22 protein-coding genes are annotated in these 22,561 nt (G+C 54.0%); 19 read left to right on the top strand and 3 right to left on the bottom strand.

Annotation, left to right across the window (positions count from 1 at the left end; translation table 11 throughout):
- Nucleotides 1-31: 31 nt before the first annotated feature.
- The 11 genes from GT409_RS02135 to ppdK all read left to right on the top strand — a co-directional run bounded on the left by GT409_RS02135 (nt 32) and on the right by ppdK (nt 11,996).
- The gene (locus tag GT409_RS02135) at nt 32-1,177 is read left to right on the top strand and encodes an LbtU family siderophore porin (RefSeq protein WP_160626493.1); all 1,146 of its coding nucleotides are present in this window, start codon (nt 32-34) and stop codon (nt 1,175-1,177) included.
- Between the two features lie 15 nt (nt 1,178-1,192).
- On the top strand, nt 1,193-1,420 hold the full coding sequence (locus GT409_RS02130; RefSeq protein ID WP_160626491.1) for a FeoA family protein: 228 nt from the start codon (nt 1,193-1,195) through the stop codon (nt 1,418-1,420).
- A 1-nt stretch (nt 1,421) separates the two neighbouring features.
- Nucleotides 1,422-3,725, top strand: a complete 2,304-nt coding sequence (feoB, locus tag GT409_RS02125; RefSeq protein ID WP_160626489.1) for a Fe(2+) transporter permease subunit FeoB — start codon at nt 1,422-1,424, stop codon at nt 3,723-3,725.
- A 9-nt stretch (nt 3,726-3,734) separates the two neighbouring features.
- The gene (locus tag GT409_RS02120; RefSeq protein WP_160626486.1) at nt 3,735-4,001 is read left to right on the top strand and encodes a FeoA family protein; all 267 of its coding nucleotides are present in this window, start codon (nt 3,735-3,737) and stop codon (nt 3,999-4,001) included.
- A complete protein-coding gene (locus tag GT409_RS02115) occupies nt 4,001-4,261 on the top strand; it encodes a FeoC-like transcriptional regulator (RefSeq protein WP_160626485.1) in 261 nt (86 codons plus the stop codon). Before GT409_RS02120 ends, GT409_RS02115 begins: the two co-directional genes overlap by 1 nt.
- A gap of 126 nt (nt 4,262-4,387) precedes the next feature.
- Complete coding sequence (feoB, locus tag GT409_RS02110; protein WP_160626483.1) at nt 4,388-6,499, top strand: ferrous iron transport protein B; 2,112 nt, start codon at nt 4,388-4,390, stop codon at nt 6,497-6,499.
- Nucleotides 6,499-6,783: a FeoA family protein gene (locus GT409_RS02105; protein ID WP_160626481.1), complete on the top strand. Its 285-nt coding sequence runs from the start codon at nt 6,499-6,501 to the stop codon at nt 6,781-6,783. Before feoB (GT409_RS02110) ends, GT409_RS02105 begins: the two co-directional genes overlap by 1 nt.
- Before the next feature lie 60 nt (nt 6,784-6,843).
- Nucleotides 6,844-7,062: a FeoC-like transcriptional regulator gene (locus tag GT409_RS02100; protein ID WP_160626479.1), complete on the top strand. Its 219-nt coding sequence runs from the start codon at nt 6,844-6,846 to the stop codon at nt 7,060-7,062.
- Nucleotides 7,059-7,994, top strand: a complete 936-nt coding sequence (gene dmeF / locus GT409_RS02095) for a CDF family Co(II)/Ni(II) efflux transporter DmeF (RefSeq protein ID WP_160626477.1) — start codon at nt 7,059-7,061, stop codon at nt 7,992-7,994. Before GT409_RS02100 ends, dmeF begins: the two co-directional genes overlap by 4 nt.
- Nucleotides 7,995-8,063: 69 nt before the next feature.
- Nucleotides 8,064-9,113: a choice-of-anchor Q domain-containing protein gene (locus GT409_RS02090; RefSeq protein ID WP_160626475.1), complete on the top strand. Its 1,050-nt coding sequence runs from the start codon at nt 8,064-8,066 to the stop codon at nt 9,111-9,113.
- 126 nt (nt 9,114-9,239) lie between these two features.
- A complete protein-coding gene (ppdK, locus tag GT409_RS02085; protein ID WP_160626473.1) occupies nt 9,240-11,996 on the top strand; it encodes a pyruvate, phosphate dikinase in 2,757 nt (918 codons plus the stop codon).
- Nucleotides 11,997-12,072: 76 nt separating this feature from the next.
- Here ppdK and GT409_RS02080 read toward each other — a convergent pair whose 3' ends face one another.
- Nucleotides 12,073-13,239: a PAS domain S-box protein gene (locus GT409_RS02080; protein ID WP_160626471.1), complete on the bottom strand. Its 1,167-nt coding sequence runs from the start codon at nt 13,237-13,239 to the stop codon at nt 12,073-12,075.
- Nucleotides 13,240-13,415: 176 nt separating this feature from the next.
- Between GT409_RS02080 and GT409_RS02075 the strand changes: the two genes are divergently transcribed.
- Both GT409_RS02075 and GT409_RS02070 read left to right on the top strand, forming a co-directional pair.
- A complete protein-coding gene (locus GT409_RS02075; protein WP_160626469.1) occupies nt 13,416-14,216 on the top strand; it encodes a DUF748 domain-containing protein in 801 nt (266 codons plus the stop codon).
- A gap of 80 nt (nt 14,217-14,296) precedes the next feature.
- Nucleotides 14,297-14,620 (top strand): 1-deoxy-D-xylulose-5-phosphate synthase, encoded by a 324-nt coding sequence (locus GT409_RS02070; protein WP_160626467.1) that lies wholly within the window; start codon nt 14,297-14,299, stop codon nt 14,618-14,620.
- A 19-nt stretch (nt 14,621-14,639) separates the two neighbouring features.
- Here the strand turns inward: GT409_RS02070 and era are convergent, their stop codons facing one another.
- Entirely contained in the window at nt 14,640-15,623 is a 984-nt protein-coding gene (era, locus tag GT409_RS02065) for a GTPase Era (RefSeq protein ID WP_160626465.1), read from the bottom strand.
- Here era and GT409_RS02060 point away from each other — a divergent pair.
- From GT409_RS02060 to rsmA, 3 genes are read left to right on the top strand one after another with little or no spacing between them, the layout of a single operon-like run.
- Nucleotides 15,528-16,643 (top strand): peptidylprolyl isomerase, encoded by a 1,116-nt coding sequence (locus GT409_RS02060; protein ID WP_408647957.1) that lies wholly within the window; start codon nt 15,528-15,530, stop codon nt 16,641-16,643. The two genes, era and GT409_RS02060, sit on opposite strands and share 96 nt — an antisense overlap.
- Nucleotides 16,644-16,649: 6 nt before the next feature.
- Complete coding sequence (gene pdxA, locus GT409_RS02055) at nt 16,650-17,573, top strand: 4-hydroxythreonine-4-phosphate dehydrogenase PdxA (protein WP_160626461.1); 924 nt, start codon at nt 16,650-16,652, stop codon at nt 17,571-17,573.
- Nucleotides 17,570-18,394, top strand: a complete 825-nt coding sequence (gene rsmA, locus GT409_RS02050; protein WP_160626459.1) for a 16S rRNA (adenine(1518)-N(6)/adenine(1519)-N(6))-dimethyltransferase RsmA — start codon at nt 17,570-17,572, stop codon at nt 18,392-18,394. The genes pdxA and rsmA overlap by 4 nt, the downstream gene beginning before the upstream one ends.
- A 69-nt stretch (nt 18,395-18,463) precedes the next feature.
- Here the strand turns inward: rsmA and GT409_RS02045 are convergent, their stop codons facing one another.
- Nucleotides 18,464-18,661: a hypothetical protein gene (locus GT409_RS02045; protein WP_160626457.1), complete on the bottom strand. Its 198-nt coding sequence runs from the start codon at nt 18,659-18,661 to the stop codon at nt 18,464-18,466.
- Between the two features lie 16 nt (nt 18,662-18,677).
- On the opposite strand from GT409_RS02045, the gene GT409_RS02040 reads away from it, so the two are divergent.
- The 3 genes from GT409_RS02040 (at nt 18,678) to GT409_RS02030 (ending at nt 22,561) form a co-directional block, all read left to right on the top strand.
- Nucleotides 18,678-19,721: a LacI family DNA-binding transcriptional regulator gene (locus GT409_RS02040; RefSeq protein WP_160626455.1), complete on the top strand. Its 1,044-nt coding sequence runs from the start codon at nt 18,678-18,680 to the stop codon at nt 19,719-19,721.
- A 133-nt stretch (nt 19,722-19,854) separates the two neighbouring features.
- On the top strand, nt 19,855-21,570 hold the full coding sequence (locus GT409_RS02035) for a sodium:solute symporter family transporter (protein WP_160626453.1): 1,716 nt from the start codon (nt 19,855-19,857) through the stop codon (nt 21,568-21,570).
- Nucleotides 21,571-21,574: 4 nt separating this feature from the next.
- The gene (locus tag GT409_RS02030) at nt 21,575-22,561 is read left to right on the top strand and encodes a Gfo/Idh/MocA family protein (RefSeq protein WP_160626451.1); all 987 of its coding nucleotides are present in this window, start codon (nt 21,575-21,577) and stop codon (nt 22,559-22,561) included.

Genomic DNA, 22,561 nt, shown 5'->3' with positions numbered 1-22,561 from the left:
TGAACCAAAGTAAACAGGGATTACTGTATATATGAGAGTTTCAAAAGGATGGATTGCAGGATTAGTTTTGACAGGAGTGACGGCGGGGGCTGTTGCTCAGGAGGAGACGGTCAGTAAAAAAGAGTTTGATGCGCTTCAGCGGCAGGTGACGGAACTGAAAGCGTTGCTGAATGCTGAGAATAATGCATTGGCAGAGGCTGAGGCGTCACGCACGCTGAATGAGACGCTGGAAGAGGTGGCGGATGCTCTTCCGGAAGCGATGGTGTTCGGTGCGTTGCTGGAGGTTGAGGCCGGTTATAATCACACGGACTCTGAAGATGCCAGTGACATTGCCCTGGCCACGGTGGCGCTGGGGGCCGGATGGCAGTTGAGTGACCGGGTGAGGGCTGATCTGACTTTCCTTTATGAGGAAGATGACACGCCGTTTGATGTGGATCAGGCAATTATCACGCTGGGCAATACGGAAGAATTTCCTCTCTATCTGCAGGCTGGGAAAATGTATGTGCCGTTTGGTCATCTGGACAGCTTTTTCATCAGTGACCCGATCGTGCTTGAGCTGTCGGAAGCGCTTGAGACCGGCGCGCTGTTCGGGTTTGAAAAAAACGGTTTTGTTGTCAGCATGACTGTTTTCAACGGTGACGTGGACACCGACGGTGAAGATCAGGTCGACAATGCGGTTCTGGCCGCTTCCTATGGCATCGGAAACGATGATGCCTCTGTGGATTTCGGAGTCTCCTGGATTCGGAACATCATGGATGCCGACAGTTTGACCGCCTTTGCTGAAGACGATGGATATACCTATACCGCGGATGACACCGGTGGATTGAACGCATGGGTGACGGCTGCATTCGGTCCGGCAACTTTCATTGGTGAATATGTGACGGCGCTGGATGAAATCGAAATAGATGGCTTTGATACGGGCTTTGAGCCGGAATCGCTGAATCTGGAACTGGGTGTTGCGATCAATGATCGCATTGAAGTGGCCGGAAAGTATGAGCATTCCAGAGGTGTACTCGATGCTTTTGCTGAAAACCGTTATGGCGTTATGTGCGGCTGCCTTCTTTCCGAGACCGAAATGTGCAGTACCTGTTTGGCGCTGGAATACATGAAAGAAGATTTTGGAGCCGGTGCAGAAGATGTCGATCTGGTCACCATGCAGCTCGCGCTTGAATTTTAATCGACAGGGAATGCTATGAAAATCAGAGAAATGAAGACGGGAACCATCGGCCGCGTGGCCGGTTACAGCACGGACGACCGACGCTATCGGCAGAAGCTGATTCAAATGGGACTTGTGCGCGGCGTGGAATTCAAACTCGAGCGGGTTGCTCCGCTGGGCGATCCCGTTGAACTGCGTCTGCAGGGCGGCAGTCTGACCCTGCGCAAGGCCGAGGCTGATGCCTTGAACGTGGAGGAGGTTTGAGATGGGAAAACTGACGGTTGCCCTCGCGGGAAATCCAAACTGCGGCAAAACAACTCTTTTCAATGCGCTGACCGGCGCAACCCAGCGCGTCGGGAACTGGCCCGGCGTAACGGTCGAGCGGCTGGAAGGGTTCTGTCGGCATGGGGATGCTGAACTGATGATCGTCGATCTTCCGGGAATCTATTCGTTTTCTGCTTTTTCGGTGGATGAAAAGGTGTCGCGCGAGTTTATTCTGAAAGATAAACCCGATGTTGTAATCAATATTATCGATGCGACTAATCTTGAGCGCAATCTCTACCTGACCACCCAGCTGCTCGAAATGCGCGTGCCGGTGGTCGTGGCGCTCAATATGATGGACATCGCCAAAACCCGGAAAATCAAGATTGAAGTCGATCATCTGCGGGCCCATCTCGGATGTCCGGTCATTCCCATGGTGGCGTCCCGCCGTGAAGGACTGGATCAACTCAAAGACGAGCTCATTAAGATTGCAGAATCGCATGCCGTATCCCCGACGCGCGTCGAGTACGACCGTGAAGCCGAAACGGCAATTGCCAAACTGAGCAAAAAGCTTCGTTCGAAAGCCGGGAAGGCCGGAGTCGATGCACGCTGGCTGGCGATCAAGCTGCTCGAAGGCGATGAGCTGGCGGAGCAATTGGTGGAAGGCAGCATCGGAACGGAATTGAAAACCGTAATCCAGAAGGTTGAACATCATGTCGGAGACGATATTGATGTGGTGATTGCGGACGGTCGCTACGGCTTTATTCATGGACTGGCCAAAGACGTCTGCAAACGCACGGATCAACTGCGCAAAACCGTGTCGGATGCGATTGATCGCGTGGTGCTCAGCCGGGTGTTCGGCATTCCGATCTTTCTGACCGTGATGTACGGCGTCTTTATGCTCACCATTAATGTCGGTGGAGCTTTCATCGACTTTTTCGATATTCTGTTCGGCACGATCTTTGTAGACGGATTTGGGGCGTTGCTGAGTGCGCTGCATGTTCCGGACCTGCTGATCACTCTGCTGGCCGGCGGGGTCGGCGGCGGGATTCAGACGGTGGCCACATTTGTGCCGCCGATCTTCTTCATCTTCCTCTGTCTCTCTGCGCTGGAGGACTCGGGCTATATGGCGCGCGCCGCGTTTGTGATGGACCGCGTGCTGCGCGCGATCGGACTTCCCGGCAAGGCGTTCCTTCCGATGCTGGTCGGTTTCGGCTGCAATGTGCCGGGAATCATGGCCGCGCGCACGCTCGAAAATGAGCGCGACCGAACCATGGCGGTGATGATGAATCCGTTCATGTCGTGCGGAGCCCGCCTGCCGGTCTATATCCTGTTTGCCGCGGCCTTCTTCCCGCGCAGCGGAAGCACCCTGATTTTCGGTCTGTATATGACCGGAATTCTGTTCAGTGTGCTGACCGGTCTGCTGTTGCGCAAAACACTTCTGCGCGGGCAGTCTTCCACCTTTGTGATGGAACTTCCTCCATATCACATCCCGACTTTTAACGGCGTTTTTCTCCACACGTGGAACAAGCTGAAAAGCTTTGCGATCCGTGCCGGGAAAGTCATTGTGATGGTTGTGGTTATCCTCAGTCTGCTGAACACCATCGGCACGGACGGCTCCTTCGGACACGAAGACAGCTCGGATTCCGTGTTGAGTGCAATTGGTAAATCCATTACTCCGGTTTTTTATCCAATGGGAATTGAGCAGGACAACTGGCCGGCCACGGTCGGGCTGTTTACCGGCATCTTCGCCAAAGAAGCCGTGGTCGGAACGCTGGACGCCCTCTATACCCAGCTCGATGTCGAAGAGGCCGGCGGCGGGGCTGAAGAGGAGCCGTTTGACTTCTTTGGCGGCATTTCTGAAGCTTTCGCCTCCGTGCCCGCCGCCTTTGAAGGATTCTCCGGAACCTTTGCAGACCCAATCGGAATCGGTGGAGCTTCCGGCGTGGAAGACAGCGAGGCCGTTGCGGAAGAAATGGAGATTCACGGCGGAACACTCGGCACGATGCAAAAAGCCTTCGGCAGCAAAGCCGCGGCCATTGCCTATCTGCTGTTTATCCTCATCTACGCTCCATGCGTGGCCGCCATTGCGGCGGTGTATCGTGAGACCAGCTGGAAGTGGGCCGTGTTCTGCGTGAGTTATCTGACGGGGCTGGCCTGGATTGCTGCAACGCTCTACTACCAGATTGCCACCTTCACGGCTCATCCCGGATCGTCTTCGGCCTGGGTCGGTGGAATTGTCCTGTTTGCAGCAGTGTTTGTCGGGGTTCTTTACAAATGTTCCGGCCGGTCGCCGGAACATGCATAGGAGGTTCACATGTTCGGGCGGTGTTTCAGAAGACGAAATCGCGGATGCAGGGCGGCGGGCTGCCGTTGCGCCTGCCGGCTCTCGGAGCTGGGTCAGGACACATCGGCAGTGATTTTGTCCAACCACGACAAACAGACCCTGGAAATGGGAATGTTTCCCGGTGTCGCGATCCGCATTCTGAAAAACCATCCCTCCAATCCGAGTGTCGTCGTGGCGGCGGGCGACAGTCGCTACATCATATCCAGGCAGGCCGCCATGCAGATCGGGGTACGCTGATGCTTTCAGATATTTTAAACGAATTCCGCCGGCGGGGCGCATTGTCTGTTTCAGATTTGTCCAACCGCTTTCAGGTCGACGTTCCGGTAATGGAGGGAATGCTGCAGATGCTCGAACGGAAAGGACGGATTGCAAAGGTGCAGAGCAAATGCTCCACCTGCAAAGGATGCGTGGATGTCCGGCCTGCGGATGTCACTATTTTCCAATTGCTGGACAAGAAGCCGTTTTTTTTTCCATGCCCTGGAGCCGGACGGCTGTAACCGAAACAGTTGCTGATCTTTCCTTCACGAAATGTTCCAGGCATTGGAAGCCATCCTTTATTTAGATTTTATTCTCGCAGAGTTTTAGGAGGTGCTTATCATTCTCTGGATACTTTTTTTGGGGACATGAAAAATTTTACAATAGCTCTGGCGGGGAATCCCAATTGTGGGAAAACCACGCTGTTTAATGCTCTGACCAGCTCTCGTGAGAGGGTGGGTAACTGGCCGGGGGTGACCGTGGAGCATCTGGAGGGCGGATACGCCTTTGAGGATGCCGATTACCGGGTCGTCGATTTGCCTGGTATTTACTCTTTTTCTGCCGGTTCTCTCGATGAAGTGGCCGCCCGTGATTACATCCTGAAAGAAAAGCCCGATGCGATCGTAAACGTTATTGATGCGCGCAACGTCGAGCGCAGCCTGTACCTTACGGCTCAGCTGCTGGAAATGCGCGTGCCGCTTGTCGTTGTGGTCAATATGGCCGGACTCGCTAAAAAGCGGCATATTGAAGTGCAGATCAGCCATCTCCAGAAACATCTGGACTGTCCGGTGCTGCAGGTGGAAGCGATTCGCAAAGATGACGTCGGCGGACTCCAGCAGGTCATCAAAAAAACGGCCGCCGAAAAGCCGATCAGCAAAACACATGTGCAGTACGATGCTGTTGTAGAGAAAGCAATTGATGAGCTGATGCCCGAGGTTACCGAGGCGGCAAAACGGGTTGATGTGTCGGCCCGCTGGCTGGCGGTGAAGCTGCTGGAACGCGATCACGTGGCGGAGGATTTGACGATCGGGGTTTGCGATGAACTGCGAGCGGTTCAGATTGATCGGGTGGAAAAACACATCGGCGAAGACATTGAAATTGTGATGGCCGACGGCCGCTACGGTTTTGTCCACGGACTGGCTTTGGACGTGGTTAAACGAACCGGCGAGATGCGCAAACGGATGTCGGATGCCATCGACCGCATCGTGCTGAGCCGTGCACTCGGCATTCCTCTTTTCCTGACGATCATGTACGCCGTGTTTTCCATCACCATCAACCTGTCGGGCCCGATCATCGACTGGATTGACGGTGTTTTCGGTGCGGTGCTTGTAGACGGTCTCGGTGGCTGGCTGGAAGGAATCGGTTCGCCGATGTGGCTGAGCGTCTTGCTGGCTGACGGACTCGGCGGAGGTATCCAGACGGTGGCCACTTTTATTCCGCCGATCTTCTTTATGTTCCTTTGTTTGTCGCTTCTGGAAGAGTCGGGGTATATGGCGCGGGCTGCTTTTGTGATGGACCGAAGCCTGCGGGCGATCGGTCTGCCCGGCAAAGCGTTTATTCCCATGCTGGTCGGTTTCGGCTGCAATGTGCCCGGCATTATGGCCGCCAGAACGCTGGATAATCAGCGTGATCGTACGCTGACTGTTCTGCTCAACCCGTTTATGTCCTGCGGTGCGCGCCTGCCGGTGTATGCTCTTTTTGCCGGAATCTTTTTCCCGGAACAGGGCGGAGCGGTGATCTTTTCGCTGTACCTGACCGGCATCCTTCTGGCGATCGGCAGCGGCCTGCTGTTCCGCCGCACGATTCTGAAAGGGGAAGCGTCCACCTTTGTGATGGAACTGCCTCCGTATCATGTGCCGCGGCTGGCAGCGATTTCCTATCACACATGGGAACGGCTGAAGGAGTTTATTCTTCGTGCCGGTAAAATTATTCTGGTGCTGGTGCTGATCCTCAGTTTTCTCTGGTCCATTGGAACCGACGGCTCTTTTGGGAATCAGGAAAGTGACAAGTCCGTGCTCAGCGCAGCCAGTCGTGTTATTACACCGGTTTTCCACCCCATGGGCATCACCGATGAAAACTGGCCGGCGACCCTCGGGCTTGTTACCGGAATCTTCGGCAAAGAGCTGGTGGTCGGAACGCTCAATACTTTTTATGGTGCGGATGGCGCGGATCCTGAAGCCTCCATGCTGGCCGCATTCGACGGCAGGGCCGGAGCCTTTGCCTATCTGCTGTTTGTGCTTATCTATATGCCGTGTGTTGCCGCTGTTGCAGCTATCCAACGCGAGACCGGATGGAACTGGATGTTCTTCAGCGTGTTTTATCTGACGGCTCTCGCGTGGATGTTTGCGGTCCTGTTTTACCAGACCGCCACTGCCGTGGCTCATCCGGTGTCGTCCGTCTTTTGGTGCGGCGGTATTCTTCTTGCCATGTTTGCCTTTGCCGGACTGCTTAAACTGATTTCAAAAAAAAGGATAAACTGATGTTTAGACGTTTTAGACGCCGGGAATGCCAGCAGCGCTGCGGCCGTCAGCCCGGAGATCAGGGAGGAATCTGCTGTGCTCATCCGCTCAGCGATTTTGCGCAGGGCGCCAACGTGGTGGTGGTTTCCAATAAGGACCGGAAAACTCTTGAAATGGGACTGTTCAGCGGAGCCTTTGTGACTGTTCTGAAAAACCGGCCGCGCGATGCCAACATGGTGGTTGCTGCAGGAGAAAGCCGCTATATCATTGCCAAAGAAGCGGCTCAGAAAATACAGGTTCATTAACCGGAAACAATCAGCGCCGCTCTTTTCCCGATGAGTGCAGCCGACAGAAAGGTGTTTGCAATGCTGACCGAAATACTCAAGTTGCTCGAAGAGCGCGGGGCAATGTCGCTTAAGGAAATTGCTCAGCACTTTCATTCGGAGATTGCCGCGATGGAAGGAATGTTAGGAACCCTTGAGAAGAAGGGGCGCATTGAGCGGCTCAGCACCAAATGTTCCAAATGCAAAGGATGTGTTGAAGTGCGACGCGAGGATGCATTGATTTTTAAGGTGTCGAAATGAATACGGATCCGTTCAGGCATGAGCATGATTACCTGACGCTGCACGAGCAGGGCCGGAAGCGGTCGTGGATTGTACTGGTTGTAACGCTTGTCGTCATGGTTATTGAGATTGCCGCCGGGACGGTTTTCGGTTCCATGGCGCTGCTCGCTGACGGCTGGCATATGAGCACTCACGCTGTGGCCTTTATCATTGTGCTGGCCGCCTATCATTACGCAGAAAAACACGCCCGCGACCCGGCCTTCAGCTTCGGAACCGGCAAGTTCGGCGTGCTCGGCGGCTTCGCCAGTGCCGTTGCTTTGGCGGTGGTCGCGTTGACCATGCTGATGGAATCGCTCCAGCGGCTGATCCATCCGGAAGAGATTCGGTTCAATGAAGCGCTCGGTGTCGCCGCGCTCGGCCTTGCCGTTAATGCCGCCAGCGTATTCATCCTGAAAACGCCGCACGAACATCATCATGATCACGGACACCATCATCATGAACATGATCACAACCTGAAAGCGGCCTATATGCATGTGCTGGCTGATGCTCTGACGTCCGTGCTGGCCATCGTTGCGTTGCTGTTCGGAAAGTACTTTGGCTGGAACCGTCTCGACGCCTTTGTCGGAATAGTCGGCTCGGCGGTGATTGCCAGGTGGGCATATGGACTGCTGTGCGAGACTGCGCCGATCCTGCTCGACAGCAGTGCCGAAAAATCTGTTCGGCAAGAGGTGCTGGAACGGATCGAAAAAGACGGCGATGCGCGGGTGGCCGACCTGCATATCTGGAAAGTCGGACCGTCCGCTTATGCGGTGATCGTTTCGCTGGTTACCCGCGAAGTCCGCTCGCCGGACTGTTTTAAAGCAAAGCTGAAAGGAATTCATCACCTCGATCACATCACGATCGAAGTGAATCCTTACACAAATCCCGGCGGCGGGCGGTCCGCCGAAGAATAATTTTCCAATGGTCGAAAAAATCCGGTAGAGATTTTTCCAATCAATTTTTGGAGACGGAGTTCAAAAACCATGAAGTGGATAGTTTGTTTGCTGCTGCCGATGGCTGCTGCGGTTTGCGCTGAGCAGGTGGCGGAACCGAATACTGTTTATGTTTCGAAAAACGAACCGAAGCCGCTTCAGCTGATTGTGGACGCGGCGAATCCCGGCGACGAAATCGTAGTGGCGCCGGGCGTTTATAACATGGGCGGTCGTCAGGTGGATCAGGACGGTCCCGCAACGCGGCTGGTGGTGGATAAGCCGCTGACGATCCGCAGTGAGGCGGGTGCGAACCAAACGTTTCTGATGGGCGGGCCGTCGACGCGCTGTCTTTATTTAACCAACGGTGCCGAAGTGATCGGTTTTACCATTTCCGGCGGCGAGACCTGCCGGGTGGGGCCGGAAGGAAACAAGTTTAAGGATCTGTCCGGCGGCGGGGTCTGGAGTGAGCCGGGCGGAACGATTACGGACTGCATGGTGGTGAGCAATACGGCGCTGTGGTACGGCGGCGGGATGTACGGCGGAACGGCAATGCGCTGCACCTTTAAGGAAAATACGGCGCGGCGTTCGGGCGGCGCGGCGAGTCACGCGCGGCTGGGCGACTGTCTGCTGGCCTATAACCGCGCCGGTCGTTTCGGAGGCGGAGCTCAGCGCAGTGAGCTGTTCAATTGCACGGTGGCGCAGAACCGCGCGGAGATTATGGGCGGTGGAACGTCGTTCGGCGCAGCGGTTAATTCGATTATTCAGCACAACCAGGCGCTGCAGACGCATCACAATTATTACAGCACGGAAATGACGTTTTCGAGCAGCTGGCCGAAGCCGGACGGGGAGGGGAATATTGATGGCGATCCGGGATTCCTGAATACGGACACCGGAGTGTTTTCTCTGCATTATGCTTCCCCGGCGATTGATCATGGCACCGATACTTTTTTAGTGGCGGACATCAATGGACGTCCGCGAGTCCTCGATGGCAATAACAACGGGCACGCCCGGGTGGATATGGGCGCGTTTGAATTTGCCTATCCGAAGGCGGACCGTCCGGGTGACGGCACGCCGGATTCGGCAGAAAGAGCTTTCGAATAGCTTGTGTTTTGGCCGGTATCCTCCCACGGCTTGACACCCCCAATTGCTCTGATAGCATGCCGCGTAATTTTGTTTAGTTAAAAAAACAGCGCGCTGATGAACGGTGCGTAAAGCAAGGAGACCCTGATGGCGAACAATAAGAAGTATGTGTATTTCTACGGTTTCGGTAAAGAGCACACCGAAGGCGATACCTCCATGAAAGCTCTGCTGGGTGGCAAAGGCGCCAATCTGGCTGAGATGGCCAATGCCAACATCCCGGTTCCTCCCGGCTTTACGGTTTCGACCGAAGCCTGTGCATGCTACAGCAAAAACGGTGGCCGCTATCCTCAGGGGATGGAAGACCAACTCAAGAAAACGCTGGCCAAACTCGAACAAATGATGGGCAAAAAACTGGGTGATGCCGATGATCCGCTTTTGGTCTCTGTTCGTTCCGGTGCTGCGATTTCCATGCCGGGCATGATGGACACCGTTCTCAATCTCGGGCTGACCGACAAGTCCGTTCACGGGTTCATTAAACAGACCGGAAACGAGCGCACGGCGTGGGACTGCTACCGTCGTTTCATCGACATGTTCGGTGATGTGGTTATGGGGCCGTACACCGGGCTGACTCATCACGACTTCGAAATTGAACTCGAGAAGATCAAAAAGAAATACAAAGCCACAGACGACACGGAACTGACAGCAGAACAGCTCAAGGAGCTCGTTGAGGTCTACAAAAAAGTGTATCTCGAAAAGGTTAAAAAACCGTTCCCGCAGGATCCCATGCAGCAGCTCGATCTCGCCATCCGCGCGGTGTTTGGTTCGTGGAATTCTGAGCGCGCCGAGAAATACCGCCAGATCAACAAAATTACCGGTCTGCTCGGAACCGCTGTGAATGTCTGCACCATGGTTTTCGGAAACATGGGGGATGAATCCGGAACCGGCGTGGCCTTTACCCGCGACGGCGGAACCGGGGACAGCAAGCCGATGGGGGAATATCTCATCAATGCTCAGGGCGAAGACGTCGTGGCCGGAATCCGTACGCCGAAAGACCTCAAGGACATGCCTTCGGAAAATTCCAAGGTTTGGAAAAAAGCCCATGCCGACCTGATGAAAATCATGTCGCGCCTCGAGAAGCATTACAAATATCCGCAGGACGTTGAGTTTACTGTGCAGGAAGGAAAGCTCTGGATGCTCCAGACCCGTAATGCCAAACGCACCGGTCTGGCTGGAGTCCGCTGGGCGGTTGAAATGGCGACCGGCGAAGATATGTACACCGGCGAAAAACTTCCAAAAATTCTGAATCAGAAGGAGGCGCTGACCACTCTGTCCGGAGACGATCTCGAACAGCTGCTGTTCCCGGTCTTTGACATCGCGGCTGAGAAAAAAGCAAAGCTGATCACCACGGCTCTTCCGGCCGGTCCGGGAGCCGCAGTCGGACAGATTGTTTTCGAGGCCAAAGACGCAGAGGCGGCAGTCAAAAAAGATCCGCAAGCCAAAGTGATTCTGGTGCGCCAGGACACCAGCCCCGAAGATGTCGGCGGGATGTGGGCCGCTCAGGGAGTGCTGACCTCGACCGGCGGCATGACTTCTCATGCCGCGGTTGTCGCTCGCGGATGGGGTAAATGCTGCATCTGCGGTGCCGGAGAGCTCGGTATCGATTACAAAAAGAAAGTCATTACGGTTGGCAAGAAAACGTATAAGGCCGGAGACTGGCTGAGCCTTAACGGTTCGACCGGAAAAGTCTATGAAGGCCAGATTGCCACACAGGTCAGCCCGGTTGTGGCCGGGGTGGTCGATGGTACGGCTGCCGCAAAGAAAGACCCGATCTATAAAATGTACGATCTGGTTTCCAAATGGTCGGACAACAACCGCAAGATCAATGTCCGCACCAACGCCGATACACCGAAGGATGCCGCGGCTGCCCGCGCATTCGGTGCGGAGGGAATCGGTCTTTGCCGTACAGAACACATGTTCTTCGAAGGCGACCGCATCTGGGCGATTCGCGAATTCATCCTTGCCGAAGACGAAGCCGGCCGCAAGGCCGCTCTGGCCAAACTGCTGAAACATCAGCAGAAGGACTTTGAAGGAATCTTCAAAGCCATGGACGGCCTGCCGGTAACGGTTCGCCTTCTCGACCCGCCGCTGCATGAGTTTGTGCCGCACACCAAGAAGGATCAGCAGGAAATGGCCAAACGCCTTGGGGTATCGGCCAAGAAAGTTGCTGACCGTGTGAAACAGCTGCACGAGTTCAACCCGATGCTCGGGCACCGCGGCTGCCGTCTGTCGGTAACGTTCCCGGAGCTGTGTGTGATGCAGACCACCGCAATTATCGCGGCCGCCTGCAAAGTTTCCAAAGCCAAGAAGAAAGTTAAAGTGCTTCCGGAAATCATGATTCCGCTCGTCGGCACCAAGGCCGAGCTCGACTATCTCGAAAAAATCGCCCGCGAAACGGCGGAAGAGATCATCAAAAAATCCGGCGTGGCCCTGAAGTACATGATCGGAACGATGATCGAAATTCCGCGTGCTGCGCTGACTGCCGATGAGATCGCCGAGACCGCTGAATTCTTCAGCTTCGGAACCAACGACCTCACTCAGATGACATTCGGTTACAGCCGCGATGATATCGGCACCTTCCTGCCGGACTACCTGCAGGAAAAAATCCTGCCGACCGATCCCTTCCAGCATCTCGACAGAAACGGTGTCGGCCAGCTAGTTCAGATGGGTGTGGAACGCGGTCGTTCAACCCGTCCGGACCTTAAGTGCGGTATCTGCGGGGAGCATGGCGGTGATCCGGCCAGCGTGAAGTTCTGCTGCAAAGCAGGTCTCAACTACGTCAGCTGTTCGCCGTTCCGTGTGCCGATTGCCCGCCTGGCGGCGGCCCAGGCTGCGATCGCCGGCTAAGGAACTTGAGCCGGGCATGCTTGCCCGGCTTAATGTTTGTGTCAGAAAGCACTCCGGAATTCCGGAGTGCTTTCTGCTATTCGGAGCCGGTTTGAAACCGCCTGCGCGAATGAATGCTGAGCTCGCCCGCCATGAACGTGCTGGTGAGTGCCTGCAGTACGGTGGTATCTTCCGGGGTCCAGCGCCGCAGATTGCGTTCTTTCGAGAATAGAGCCAGAAATCCGAATTGCCGATCCTGCAGTTTCATGGGAGAGAGAACCATGGCGCGGATTTTCCAGTTTGTGTGCAGGTCTTCCAGCGGAGCGGGTGCACGGTCGGAGTCTTCGGGGAATCGGTATGCAATTCGGCCCTTGGTGTCAGCGGAGGCAATGGCGGCTTCTGCGAGAGATGTATTGAACGCCGGATCCAGGATTTCCTGGTTTGGCGGCCAGGTCCAGATGTTGCGGAGCTCACCGCTTTGCATATCGAAAAAACCGGCACTGGCGAATTCATAGCCGAAAATCTCTGCGGTTTTCTGGAGAGCTGTTAGACAGGCTTTTCCGAATTGTTTCGGCTCCGTTTGCAGAAACTCGGTGGATATCGCAGCAAAAGTTTCTTCCATGCGGATGCGGCGCTGCAGTTGGACCCGGGCCCGCTGCCTTTCGTCCAGATTGCGGAGAATCACGACGGCGCCGCCGGCCTGGCTGGTTAACCGGGAGGTCTGCATTTCCAGAAGATAGTCTTCGCCGTTTCTGGTTCGGCCGGTGGTGTAGCCCATATAAAACCCGGTTTGCTCGAGTGCCGACTGGATTTCATAACCCTGTCCGTCAATGCGACGGTCGTGATACAGCAGTCCGGCCTTCTTGCCGATCAGTTCGTCCGGTGTGTAGCCGGACATCTGTTCCACGGCACCGCCGCAGCGCAGAATCCGGTCGTTGTGGTCAACGGCAAGAATCATGTCCGGACCAATACTTGCCAGAATGGTTTCCAGCTGATCCCGTTCGTGGATAATGTTCTGCCACTGTCGGTATGCCATCCAAAGCAGTCCCATCATCAGCACGAGCAGGAACGTGGCGAGCCCCTGTGTGTGGCGCTGGTAGTCGGTAATGTCCTGAAACAGCCTCAGATGGGTAACCACGGAGATCAGAAGACGATAGATCGTTAGGATGATGACCATGCCGATGATATACCAAAGCAGGCCCGCCTTTTGTTTGGCAGGATGGTCGGCCTGCTTCTTCGATGGTTTTTTGTGTAGTGGTTTCATCCGGCTGTCAGACTTGGATCCACCGTATCAAACCCGCAGAAGTGTATACAAGCGCGCCGTCATGTGGCGGATGCGAATTCTTTCCGGAGGTGTATCACAGATAATTTGCATGAAATGATGCTTGAGCGCTCCATGTGTGCGGTCCAGAATCACCTTGTAAAGAAAAGGAGGCGTGTATGAAGAAAATTCTGTCGATCATTGGAATTGTGATTGTTGTTTTACTTGTAGGTGTCATGTTGTTTCTCGGAAACATTATCAAAGCTGGAATTGAGACCGTTGGGCCGAAAGTGGCCGGGGTCCCCATGACTGTGGAAAAAGTACGCGTCAATCCCTTGACGGGTCTGGTTCATGTGAAAGCGTTGGTGATCGGAAACCCGGAAGGTTTTAAAACCCCGAGCGCCATGGAACTGGGTGAATTCAAACTGAACATCTCTCTTGCATCACTCATGAGCGACACCGTTGTGATCAACGAGATCCTGATCGATGCTCCGGAAATCACTTATGAAAAAAGCCTGAAGTCCAGCAACCTTGCTGAACTGCAGAAAAACCTGACCCCGGAAGAAACAGGCGAACCGAAAGAAGAGATTGCTGAAGAGCCCAAGAAGGAAAAGGGCTCCTCCAAAAAAGTGGTTATCGAAGATTTTCAGCTTAACAATGCAAAAGTCAATGTCACCATTACTGCTCTTGGCGGTAAAAAAATGACCCTGCCGCTGCCGGCCATTCAAATGACGGATATCGGAAAAGACTCCGGCGGCGCCTCTCCGGCTGAAGTGGTTTCTGAAGTCTTTGGATCCGTCAGGGACGCGGTCACCAAGGCCGTTGCTGCGGGAGCAGATATCGCGGGTGATGCGATGAAAAACGTCAGCGGAGCTGCCGGCGAAACCATGAAGGATGTGGGCGGAGCCGCAACGGACGCCGCCAAAGGCGCCACCGACGCCATCAAAAAAGGGATCGGCGGTCTCTTTAACAAGGAATAACCTCATCACATCTCGAACGTAAAAGCCGCTCCGGTTCCGGGGCGGCTTTTTCTTAAGGTCGGTAGGAGAGAATCAATATCATGAAATCCCGTGTTATGTATATTGAAGGTAAAAGTGAGGGGCTTTCCGGTTCTGCCAGGATCGGTCGCGTTACTTTCTTCAAGACAGGGAAAAGTCTTTACTATCAGGGCCAGACGTTCCAGTCCTTAAAAGGACAGGGATTTAAGTCGAATTATTTTGATGTGGATACCGGTAATGAATACTGGATATCCGGTTGTCGGAAAGATGGCGCTGACAGGTTGTATGGCGAAAGAATTCCTGTCGAGATCGATGAAGATGTTCGCGAGGAATACTGGACAGAAGTCAGAGGCCAGCCGGAAAAGAAGAACGGAAAAACCGCCTGATCAGCTGCAAGATTGTAATTTACGCATACCCCAGCTTCTTAAGGATCCAGAAGTTTTTGCGCCAGTCCTTTTCAACTTTCACCCAGAGGCGTACTTTGATCGGCACGCCGTACATTTCCTGCAGCTCTTTTTCTGCCTGATACTGCACGCTTTTAAGGAGTCTTCCTTTTTCGCCGATCACGATGCCTTTCTGTGAGTGGCGCTCGACATATACCTCGGCCTGGATATTCCACTTGGCTGGAGTTTCCTCGATGGATTCCACCCAGATGGCAAGGCAGTGGGGCAGTTCGTCATGAAGTCGGTCAAAATATTTTTCGCGGATCACATCGCTGATGTTCAGTTTGCGTGGGTAGTCGGTCAGGATTTCTTCAGGAAACAGGAGCGGGCCTTCGGGAATTTGTTCAAAAAGCGCTTCGCTCAGTTCCGGCAGCTGATCTCCATTCAATGCAGAGCCTTCAACCCAGACGGGGGGTAGGGTCGCGCCTTTTTCTTCCGCAGTATCCTTCCAGATTTTCTTATACTCTTCGGCAAAATCTCCGCCGAGATCCATTTTGTTCAGCAGGATTACGCAGGGCGTTTCATCCTTCATCAGCCGGCGCATCCATCCTTCATCTTCCTGCCACGGTTTGGCGGAGGCATCCAGTACGAGCAATACGGAATCGGCTCCGCCGATGGCGGAACGAGCCATTTTATTCAGGTTTTTACCGAGGTCGCCTTCCGCCTTGTGGATGCCGGGCGTATCGAGGAAGACAATTTGTCCGCGCTCTTCTGTCAGGATCGCACGAATCACATTTCGGGTGGTTTGTACGGTGTCGCTGACGATACTCACTTTTTCGCCGAGCAGTGCGTTCAGCAATGTCGATTTGCCGACGTTGGTGCGTCCCACCACAGCTGTGACGCCGGCTTTCTGTCTGGTGTTGTCTGTCATAGCCGCGCAGGATGCCACGTTGATAACGTTGCGCACAGCAGAAAATACCGGTTCCAGCTCATTATCGAGTCTCATTCTGTTCCTCATTGCCGCTTTGCCGTTGCACAACTGCGGTCGGTTACGCATAATGCCGACTCTATGAAAAAACTTATCATTTTACTGCTTTCCATTGCTTCGGGTGTGCTCGCCCAGACCAACTCCGAGCCGCGGATTACGGCCATCGACGGCTATGCCGCCCGGGTGGACGATCATGTCATCACCTATGGCGACATTCGTGAGCACGTTGCGCCGGTGTTGTCTCAGCTCGCATCGCGTTATCGCGGCGAAGAACTCGCCCGGCAGATGCAGCGCCTCTATATCGAAGGCCGGGAAGCATTGATCGAAGAAGCTCTTATCAACGCAGAGGCCGCCCGCAAAAAACTGACCCTTCCGGACGAGATGATTGACGGGGAGGTCGACTCCATCATTCGCGATCGTTTCGAAGGCGACCGCGCGCTGCTCACAAAAGCGCTCATTAAGCGTCGGATGACTTTTGACGAGTGGCGGCAGGAAATTGCCGACAAACTGCTTATGCGCGTTTTCTATAACCAGGAAGTCATGCAGCAGGCCCATGTCAGTGAAGAAGCTGTTCGTGCTGAGTACGAACGCTCAAAGGAACAGTTCTTCATCCCGTTCCGCGTCAAATACCGCTACATTCTCATCAACAAAGGTGTTTCCGATGAGGAGCAGCAGGTTAAACGTAAACAGGCGGAAGATACGCTCAAAAAACTGCAGGCCGGTGCCGATTTCGAAGCCGTCGGCAAAGAGGTTTCAGAAGGTGATCCTTCTCTCAGCCCGTGGCGTGACCCAAACGATGTAAAGGTCGAAATGCGGCCCGCTCTGCGCGATACCCCCGCAGGCCAAATCAGCGATCTGATCGAAGGGGAGAAAGTATTCTATATCATTCAGGTGGAAAGCCGGCAGGAAGAGGGCCATGTCCCGTTCGAAGATGTCAGCGAATCCATCCGTAAAACCCTGCTGGCCAAAGAGCGTGATCGTCTTCACGACCGTCTGATCAAACGTCTCTCCGCCAGCCATCATGTGGAACGCTACTGATTTGTCATGAGCATTCGTATTGGCATTACCTGCGGCGACGTTAACGGCATTGGTCCGGAGATCGCCCTCAAAGCCGTTTCTTCCAAACCTTGGAAAGACGACATCGAATTCACCTTCATCGGTCCCGAAAATTTTCCAATGTTTGGAAAAATTGAAGATGCCTTCTCCGAAGTTTGGAAAGTAGGACTCAACGAGGTTCCAATCCCTGGGAAAATCACTGCCGAAGCGTCCATGACCGCAGTCGCCGCCATCGAGCGAGCGGTGCAGGGCTGCCTTGCCGGTGAAATCGACGCAATGGTTACCGCGCCCATCTGCAAGGAGGGACTCAAGATGGCCGGTCTCCACTGGCCCGGCCACACCGAAATGATCGCCGCCATGACCGGCTGCAGGCGCTACGGCATGATGCTTATGGGCAAAGGTCTTCGTGTCATGCTCGCCACTCGCCACCTTCCGCTGCGCGACGTCGCCGACGCACTCAACAAAGAGAATATCCTCGAAGCCATCGAACTGACCGGTGAAGCGCTCGGCCAACTTGGCATTGAAAACGGACGCATCGGCGTCTGCGGCCTCAACCCGCATGCCGGTGACGGCGGCGCGCTCGGCAGTGAAGACGCCGGGATCATCTTGCCCTCCATCGAATCCGCAAAAGCCAAGGGCCTTAACGCCATTGGCCCTGTTCCCGCCGATGTGATTTTCTATCAGGCGTTGCAGAAAAATTTTGATGCTGTGGTAGCGATGTATCATGATCAGGGCCTCGGCCCGCTTAAAATGCATGCCTTCGACTGCGGCGTAAACTGGACCGTCGGCTTGCCGATTATTCGCACATCGCCTGATCACGGTACGGCTTTCAACATTGCCGGACAGAATCAAGCTGATCCCGGCAGCATGATCGCCGCGATTGACGCCGCCATTCAACTGGTGAAAAAATGACCGTTGGCAAGCTGACTAATCCTTCTGTGATCCGCGAATTACTCAATTCGCTCGGACACCGCCCGAACAAAGGTCTCGGCCAGAACTATCTGATCGACGGGAATATTCTCGGTATCATCGTGGATGCGGCGGAGATTTCTGAGAATGATCGTCTGCTCGAAATCGGGCCGGGACTCGGCGCGCTGACGCAGGCGCTGCTGGCGACCGGTGCGCCGCTGACTGCCATTGAAAAAGATCCGGCCATGGTTGCGCATTTGAAGCGGACTTTCCAAGGTTTGGAACTTCGGGAAGACGATGTTCTTAATGTTGATCTTGAAGCGCTGTTTGTCGATGGCGTGAACAGGATCGTGGCCAACCTGCCGTATTCAGTCGGCAGCCGCTTTATTGTCAACGCGCTCGAAGCGCGGCCGCTGCCAGAAAAAATGGTGTTTATGGTTCAGAAGGAAGTCGCCGACCGTCTGACGGCGCAACCGGGCGGCAAAGCCTACGGTCCGCTGGCGATCTGGAGCCAGCTGAACTATGACGTGAAAAACATTAAAAACGTCAGTCCGAAATGCTTTATGCCTGCACCGAAAGTCTGGTCGGCAGTCGTTCGGTTCGAAAAGCGCGAAACGCCGCTCGCGGATCTTGCGGACTATTCCGCGTTCAAACGACTTGTAAAAACCGCCTTCACGCAGCGACGAAAGCAAATCGGTTCCAACCTTCGGAAAAACCTGCCTGAATTTTTCCAGGGATTGGAAAATGCCGGTATCGACCCCGCAATCCGCCCGGAACAGATTTCAATCCAGCAGTGGGTCTCGCTTGCCAATTGTTCAGTATAGCAGGCCAACATTGCGGCAGAATGGATGTGCAGGTCCTGTGTTGGCTTAAATGCTTGTGCTATGATTTTGTCATGTATCAACGATGACGTTGATCGCCTTGTTGATCTTGCGTGGCAGATGATTCTGAAGAGCCAGCGCCTCGATGCTGATGGCGCTCCAGCTCCGATTGTTGGGTGTAAAGATTCCCGGGGATTCCGGACGTTTTTTGTATCTGGCGGCTTCTATGCTTGTAAAATAATAAGTTTTACGTAAATTGATTATTTTCATAAAGCCTGGAGGCGATATGGCAGGTCGATCAGGAGAAAATGTTTCTATTACGGATGTATCCAAGGCCGCAGGGGTTTCGGTTGCTACGGCATCTCGGGTTTTTAATGATAACCCCTCCGTAAAACCGGATACCCGCAAGCGTGTTTTGGGTGCTGCTGAAAAGCTTGGCTATTCTCTCCCAGAACGGCGGCCCGGCCCGAAGCCGGGATCGTGCAGCCGTCGGAAAAGGGTGGCGATTATTAATTTCCTTGATCGCTCACATTACAGTGCCCAGATTCCTTCAACGTATTTGGCGCTTTCAAAAGGGTTGCATGAGGGCTGTCAGTCCCAGCAGGTTTCTATGAGTGAATTCGTTGTAAGCACAGAATCAGAACTTCCGGAAGAGCTGACATCAGGTGGTTTTATCGGATTTCTTCTGGTCGGGAATGCACCTCACCCATCGGCACAGGCTTTCCTTAAAAAGAAACCATGCTGTTGGCTGATGAGTAATCCGTGGACGCCAACCTGGGGGGATCACGTGATGCCAGATCATCGCGAGGTGGGAATGGTCGCTGCGGAATACCTGATATTGCATAAGTCGAAGAATCCGGCGGTTATTAAGTTGGGGCGCACGGATCGTGTGACAGCTTTGCGGCAGGAGGGGTTTGCGTACGCAGGAGTAAAAGCTGACGTTCCTGTGCAGGCATTAGCCGCTACGGGTAATCTTGGAGGCGAAGGGTTTTTATATCCGGAAGAAGTGTATGTGGATGAGCTCATAGAGGGAATTAAACAAATGAGACCTCGGCCGGACGGTTTTTTTGTTGATTGTGATCGTTCATTGGCAGCTTTGTACCCGGCCATGGTGCGGGAAAAACTGATTGTCCCCGGGAAAACCGTTCTTATTGGCTGCAATAATCAGCAGCCGTTTTTAAAAGGGATCAAACCGCATCCGGCAACCATTGATGTCCATTTTGAGCAGATTGGGCGGATTGGGGTGGGGCAGCTGGCGTGGCGTATACAGAATCCGGACTGCCGCCGGCTGCGCACTCTGATTTCTCCGTCTCTTATTTCACTTGGCTGATATTGAGAGAGCCCGTTCGTTTTTTGGCGTTGTGAAAAATGATGTAAAATACTGAAAACTTGATGGTCTTCCCCGTTCGCGGTTCCATGGTCTGACAGATAAAAAACCTCTTTGATGAGGAGGAAAGGCCAGAATGGAAATTTCAGAATACGTGTATCATTTCGGTTCCGCCGACTATTATGTGATTGGCGCCTATCTTGTGATGTTGGCGAGTCTCGGTTTTATTCTCAAAAAACTGTGCGGTGGAACGAAGGACTTCTTTATCGGCGGTAACAAAATTCCGTGGTGGCTGGCCGGGGCCGGTTGTTTCATGTCATCGTTCAGCGCCTGGACATTTACCGGGGCCGCCGGCTTTGCATATAAGTATGGCATTCTGATCGTGCTTCTTTTTTACTTTAATGTGATTGCCTACCTGTTTGCCGGAAAATTTATTGCCGCCAAATGTCGGCAGACACGGCAGGTGACCCCGGCGCAGATTATTTTCAACCGTTTCGGACGTCTGGGTGAACAGTTTTTTCTGTGGATTCAGGTTCCGAATATGCTGTTCGGCGGAGCCATCTGGATGATGGGGCTGGCCACGTTCCTTTCCGTGGCGTTTGGTGTGCCGATGTCGCTGACCATTCTGATCAGCGGTGCAGTGATTCTGCTGTATTCAACGCTCAGTGGCTCGTGGGCAGTGATGACTTCCGCTTTTCTTCAGTCCGTTGTTCTCATGGCGCTTTCGGTTGTGGTCGCGGTGCTGACTTTGACGCATATCGGCGGTTTCAGCGGAATGGTTGAGCAGGTGGACGCATCAAAATTTTATCTGTTCAGCGACGAGCACACATGGGTTTGGGCGCTGGCCTACTTTTCTCAGATTTTCATGATCTTCAACTCCATCGTGGGCTCGACGCGGTTCCTGTCGGTCCGGAACGGACAGAACGCAAAAAAGGCGGCGTATTTTGCATCGCTTCTTTTCCTGGTTGGTCCGGTGGTATGGTTTATACCGCCGATTGCGGCATCTCACTTTTTTCCAAATCTGACAGAACTGCTGCCCGGACTGAAACATCCTCAGGATGCGGCCTATGTGATGATGGGGCTGAAAGTTCTTCCCGCCGGTCTGGCCGGCCTGATGGTAATGGTGATTTTTGCAGCGACACTTTCGAGTATGGATGCCGCGATTAACCAGAACGCCGGTATTATCACGCTGAATATTTATAAACCGCTGTTCCGTCCAAACGCCGGAGAAAAAGAGCTCTTCATCGCGTCCCGGACATTTAATGTTCTGTGTGGAGCCGGAGTGACTGCCGGAGCGCTCTTCCTTGCACGGCAGGAGCAGTTTGCACTGTTCGATCTCATGCTGATTCTTTCCTCGGTGATCGGCCTTCCGATCGCTATTCCGTTTGTGCTGATGTACTGGATAAAGAAGACGCCGCGCTGGTCTGCGGTTGTTTCTATCATTTGCGGTGCGGGCTACAGCTATGTTGCTCTGGTTAACGAGTGGTCGCTGTCGATTCGGGTGTTTGGAATATTACTCGCCGGTGCCGGATCCTTCTTCCTTTCGATGCTCTGCTGGCGGTTTGTCGGCGAAAAAGCCAGAGCCGGTATCGCTGAGTTTTATGAAACGATGAACCGTCCGGTGGATACCGAAAAAGAAAACGTCGGGTCCGAGGATGTCCGTCAACTCAAATTGGTTGGGTCTATGGCGATGATCATCGCTGTCGGGCTCTTTGTGGTTGTTTTCTTCCCGAATCCGATGAACGCACGAATCGTCATTGCGCTGACGGCCGGCGGAGTGTTTCTGGTTGGCTGGCTGATGAACCGCGCCGGGCGACGCTCCATTGATCAATCACTTAGCGAAGGAGCCTGATTTTATGAGAAAGATTGTATGTATTGGCGGATGGGGACACTTTTTCGAAGTTTTCCAAACCTTGGAAAAATACGATGGTGCACAGGTTTGCGGCGCGGCCCCGGCGTATGATGGAGAGGACATGAGCTTCCTGGCCGGACAGCCGCTGACCGAAAGTTTTCCAATGTTTGGAAGCATCGATGAAATGCTTGAAGCCGTTCAGCCCGACATTGCGATTGTCAGCACACAGCCGGGGTATATCGCAGCCGGAGTTGTTCGCGCCGCCGAAGCGGGGCTCGATATCATTGCCGAAAAACCGCTCGGCGCCACGCTGGAAGAAAACGCTGCCATTGCGGAGGCCGTCGCACAAAACAATGTGCGGTTGATGGCGATCTTTTCCATGCGTGCGATGGCCGTTTTTCAGACTGCCCGTCGTCTGGTGCGAGAGGGAGCTGTTGGCCGTCCGGTTTTGATGAATGCCCGCAAGTCCTATAAATACGGCGACGAAAAAGCCCGGCCCGAATGGTTCGGAAAACGTGAGGTTTACAGCGGAACATTTCCGTGGATTGGTATTCATGCTCTCGACATGATTCAGTTCACAACCGGTCTGCTGCCGGTGCAGGTTGCTGCTCTGCATCGCAATCAGACTCACCTTTCGCGCCCCGACTGCGAGGACACCTGCTGCGGCATTTTTGAACTCGAAGGCGGTGCGCAGGCGACGGTCAGCGTGGATTATTTCCGTCCGATGAGCGCAACGACGCATGGTGACGACTGGGTGCGCATTGTCGGTACCGAAGGTGTGGTTGAAGCGCGCGCCAGCGAAAATACCGTTACCTTGCTGAAAGACAGCGCGGCGCCGCAATCGGTGCCGCTCGATGATCCGGAATCACTTTTTATTCCTTTCATAGAAGGTCGCGAAGGACTGACTGGAACCGATGATGCACTGGCGCTCAGTCGTGCCTGTCTGGTGGCTCGTCAGGCTGCAGATGAAAACCGTATTTTGGAGATTTAA

The sequence above is a fragment of the Tichowtungia aerotolerans genome (genome assembly GCF_009905215.1).
In the GTDB taxonomy this organism is placed as follows: Bacteria; Verrucomicrobiota; Kiritimatiellia; order Kiritimatiellales; family Tichowtungiaceae; genus Tichowtungia; species Tichowtungia aerotolerans.
Note: the sequence above shows the minus strand (reverse complement) of the source record. Positions and strands in the feature narration are given on the sequence as shown.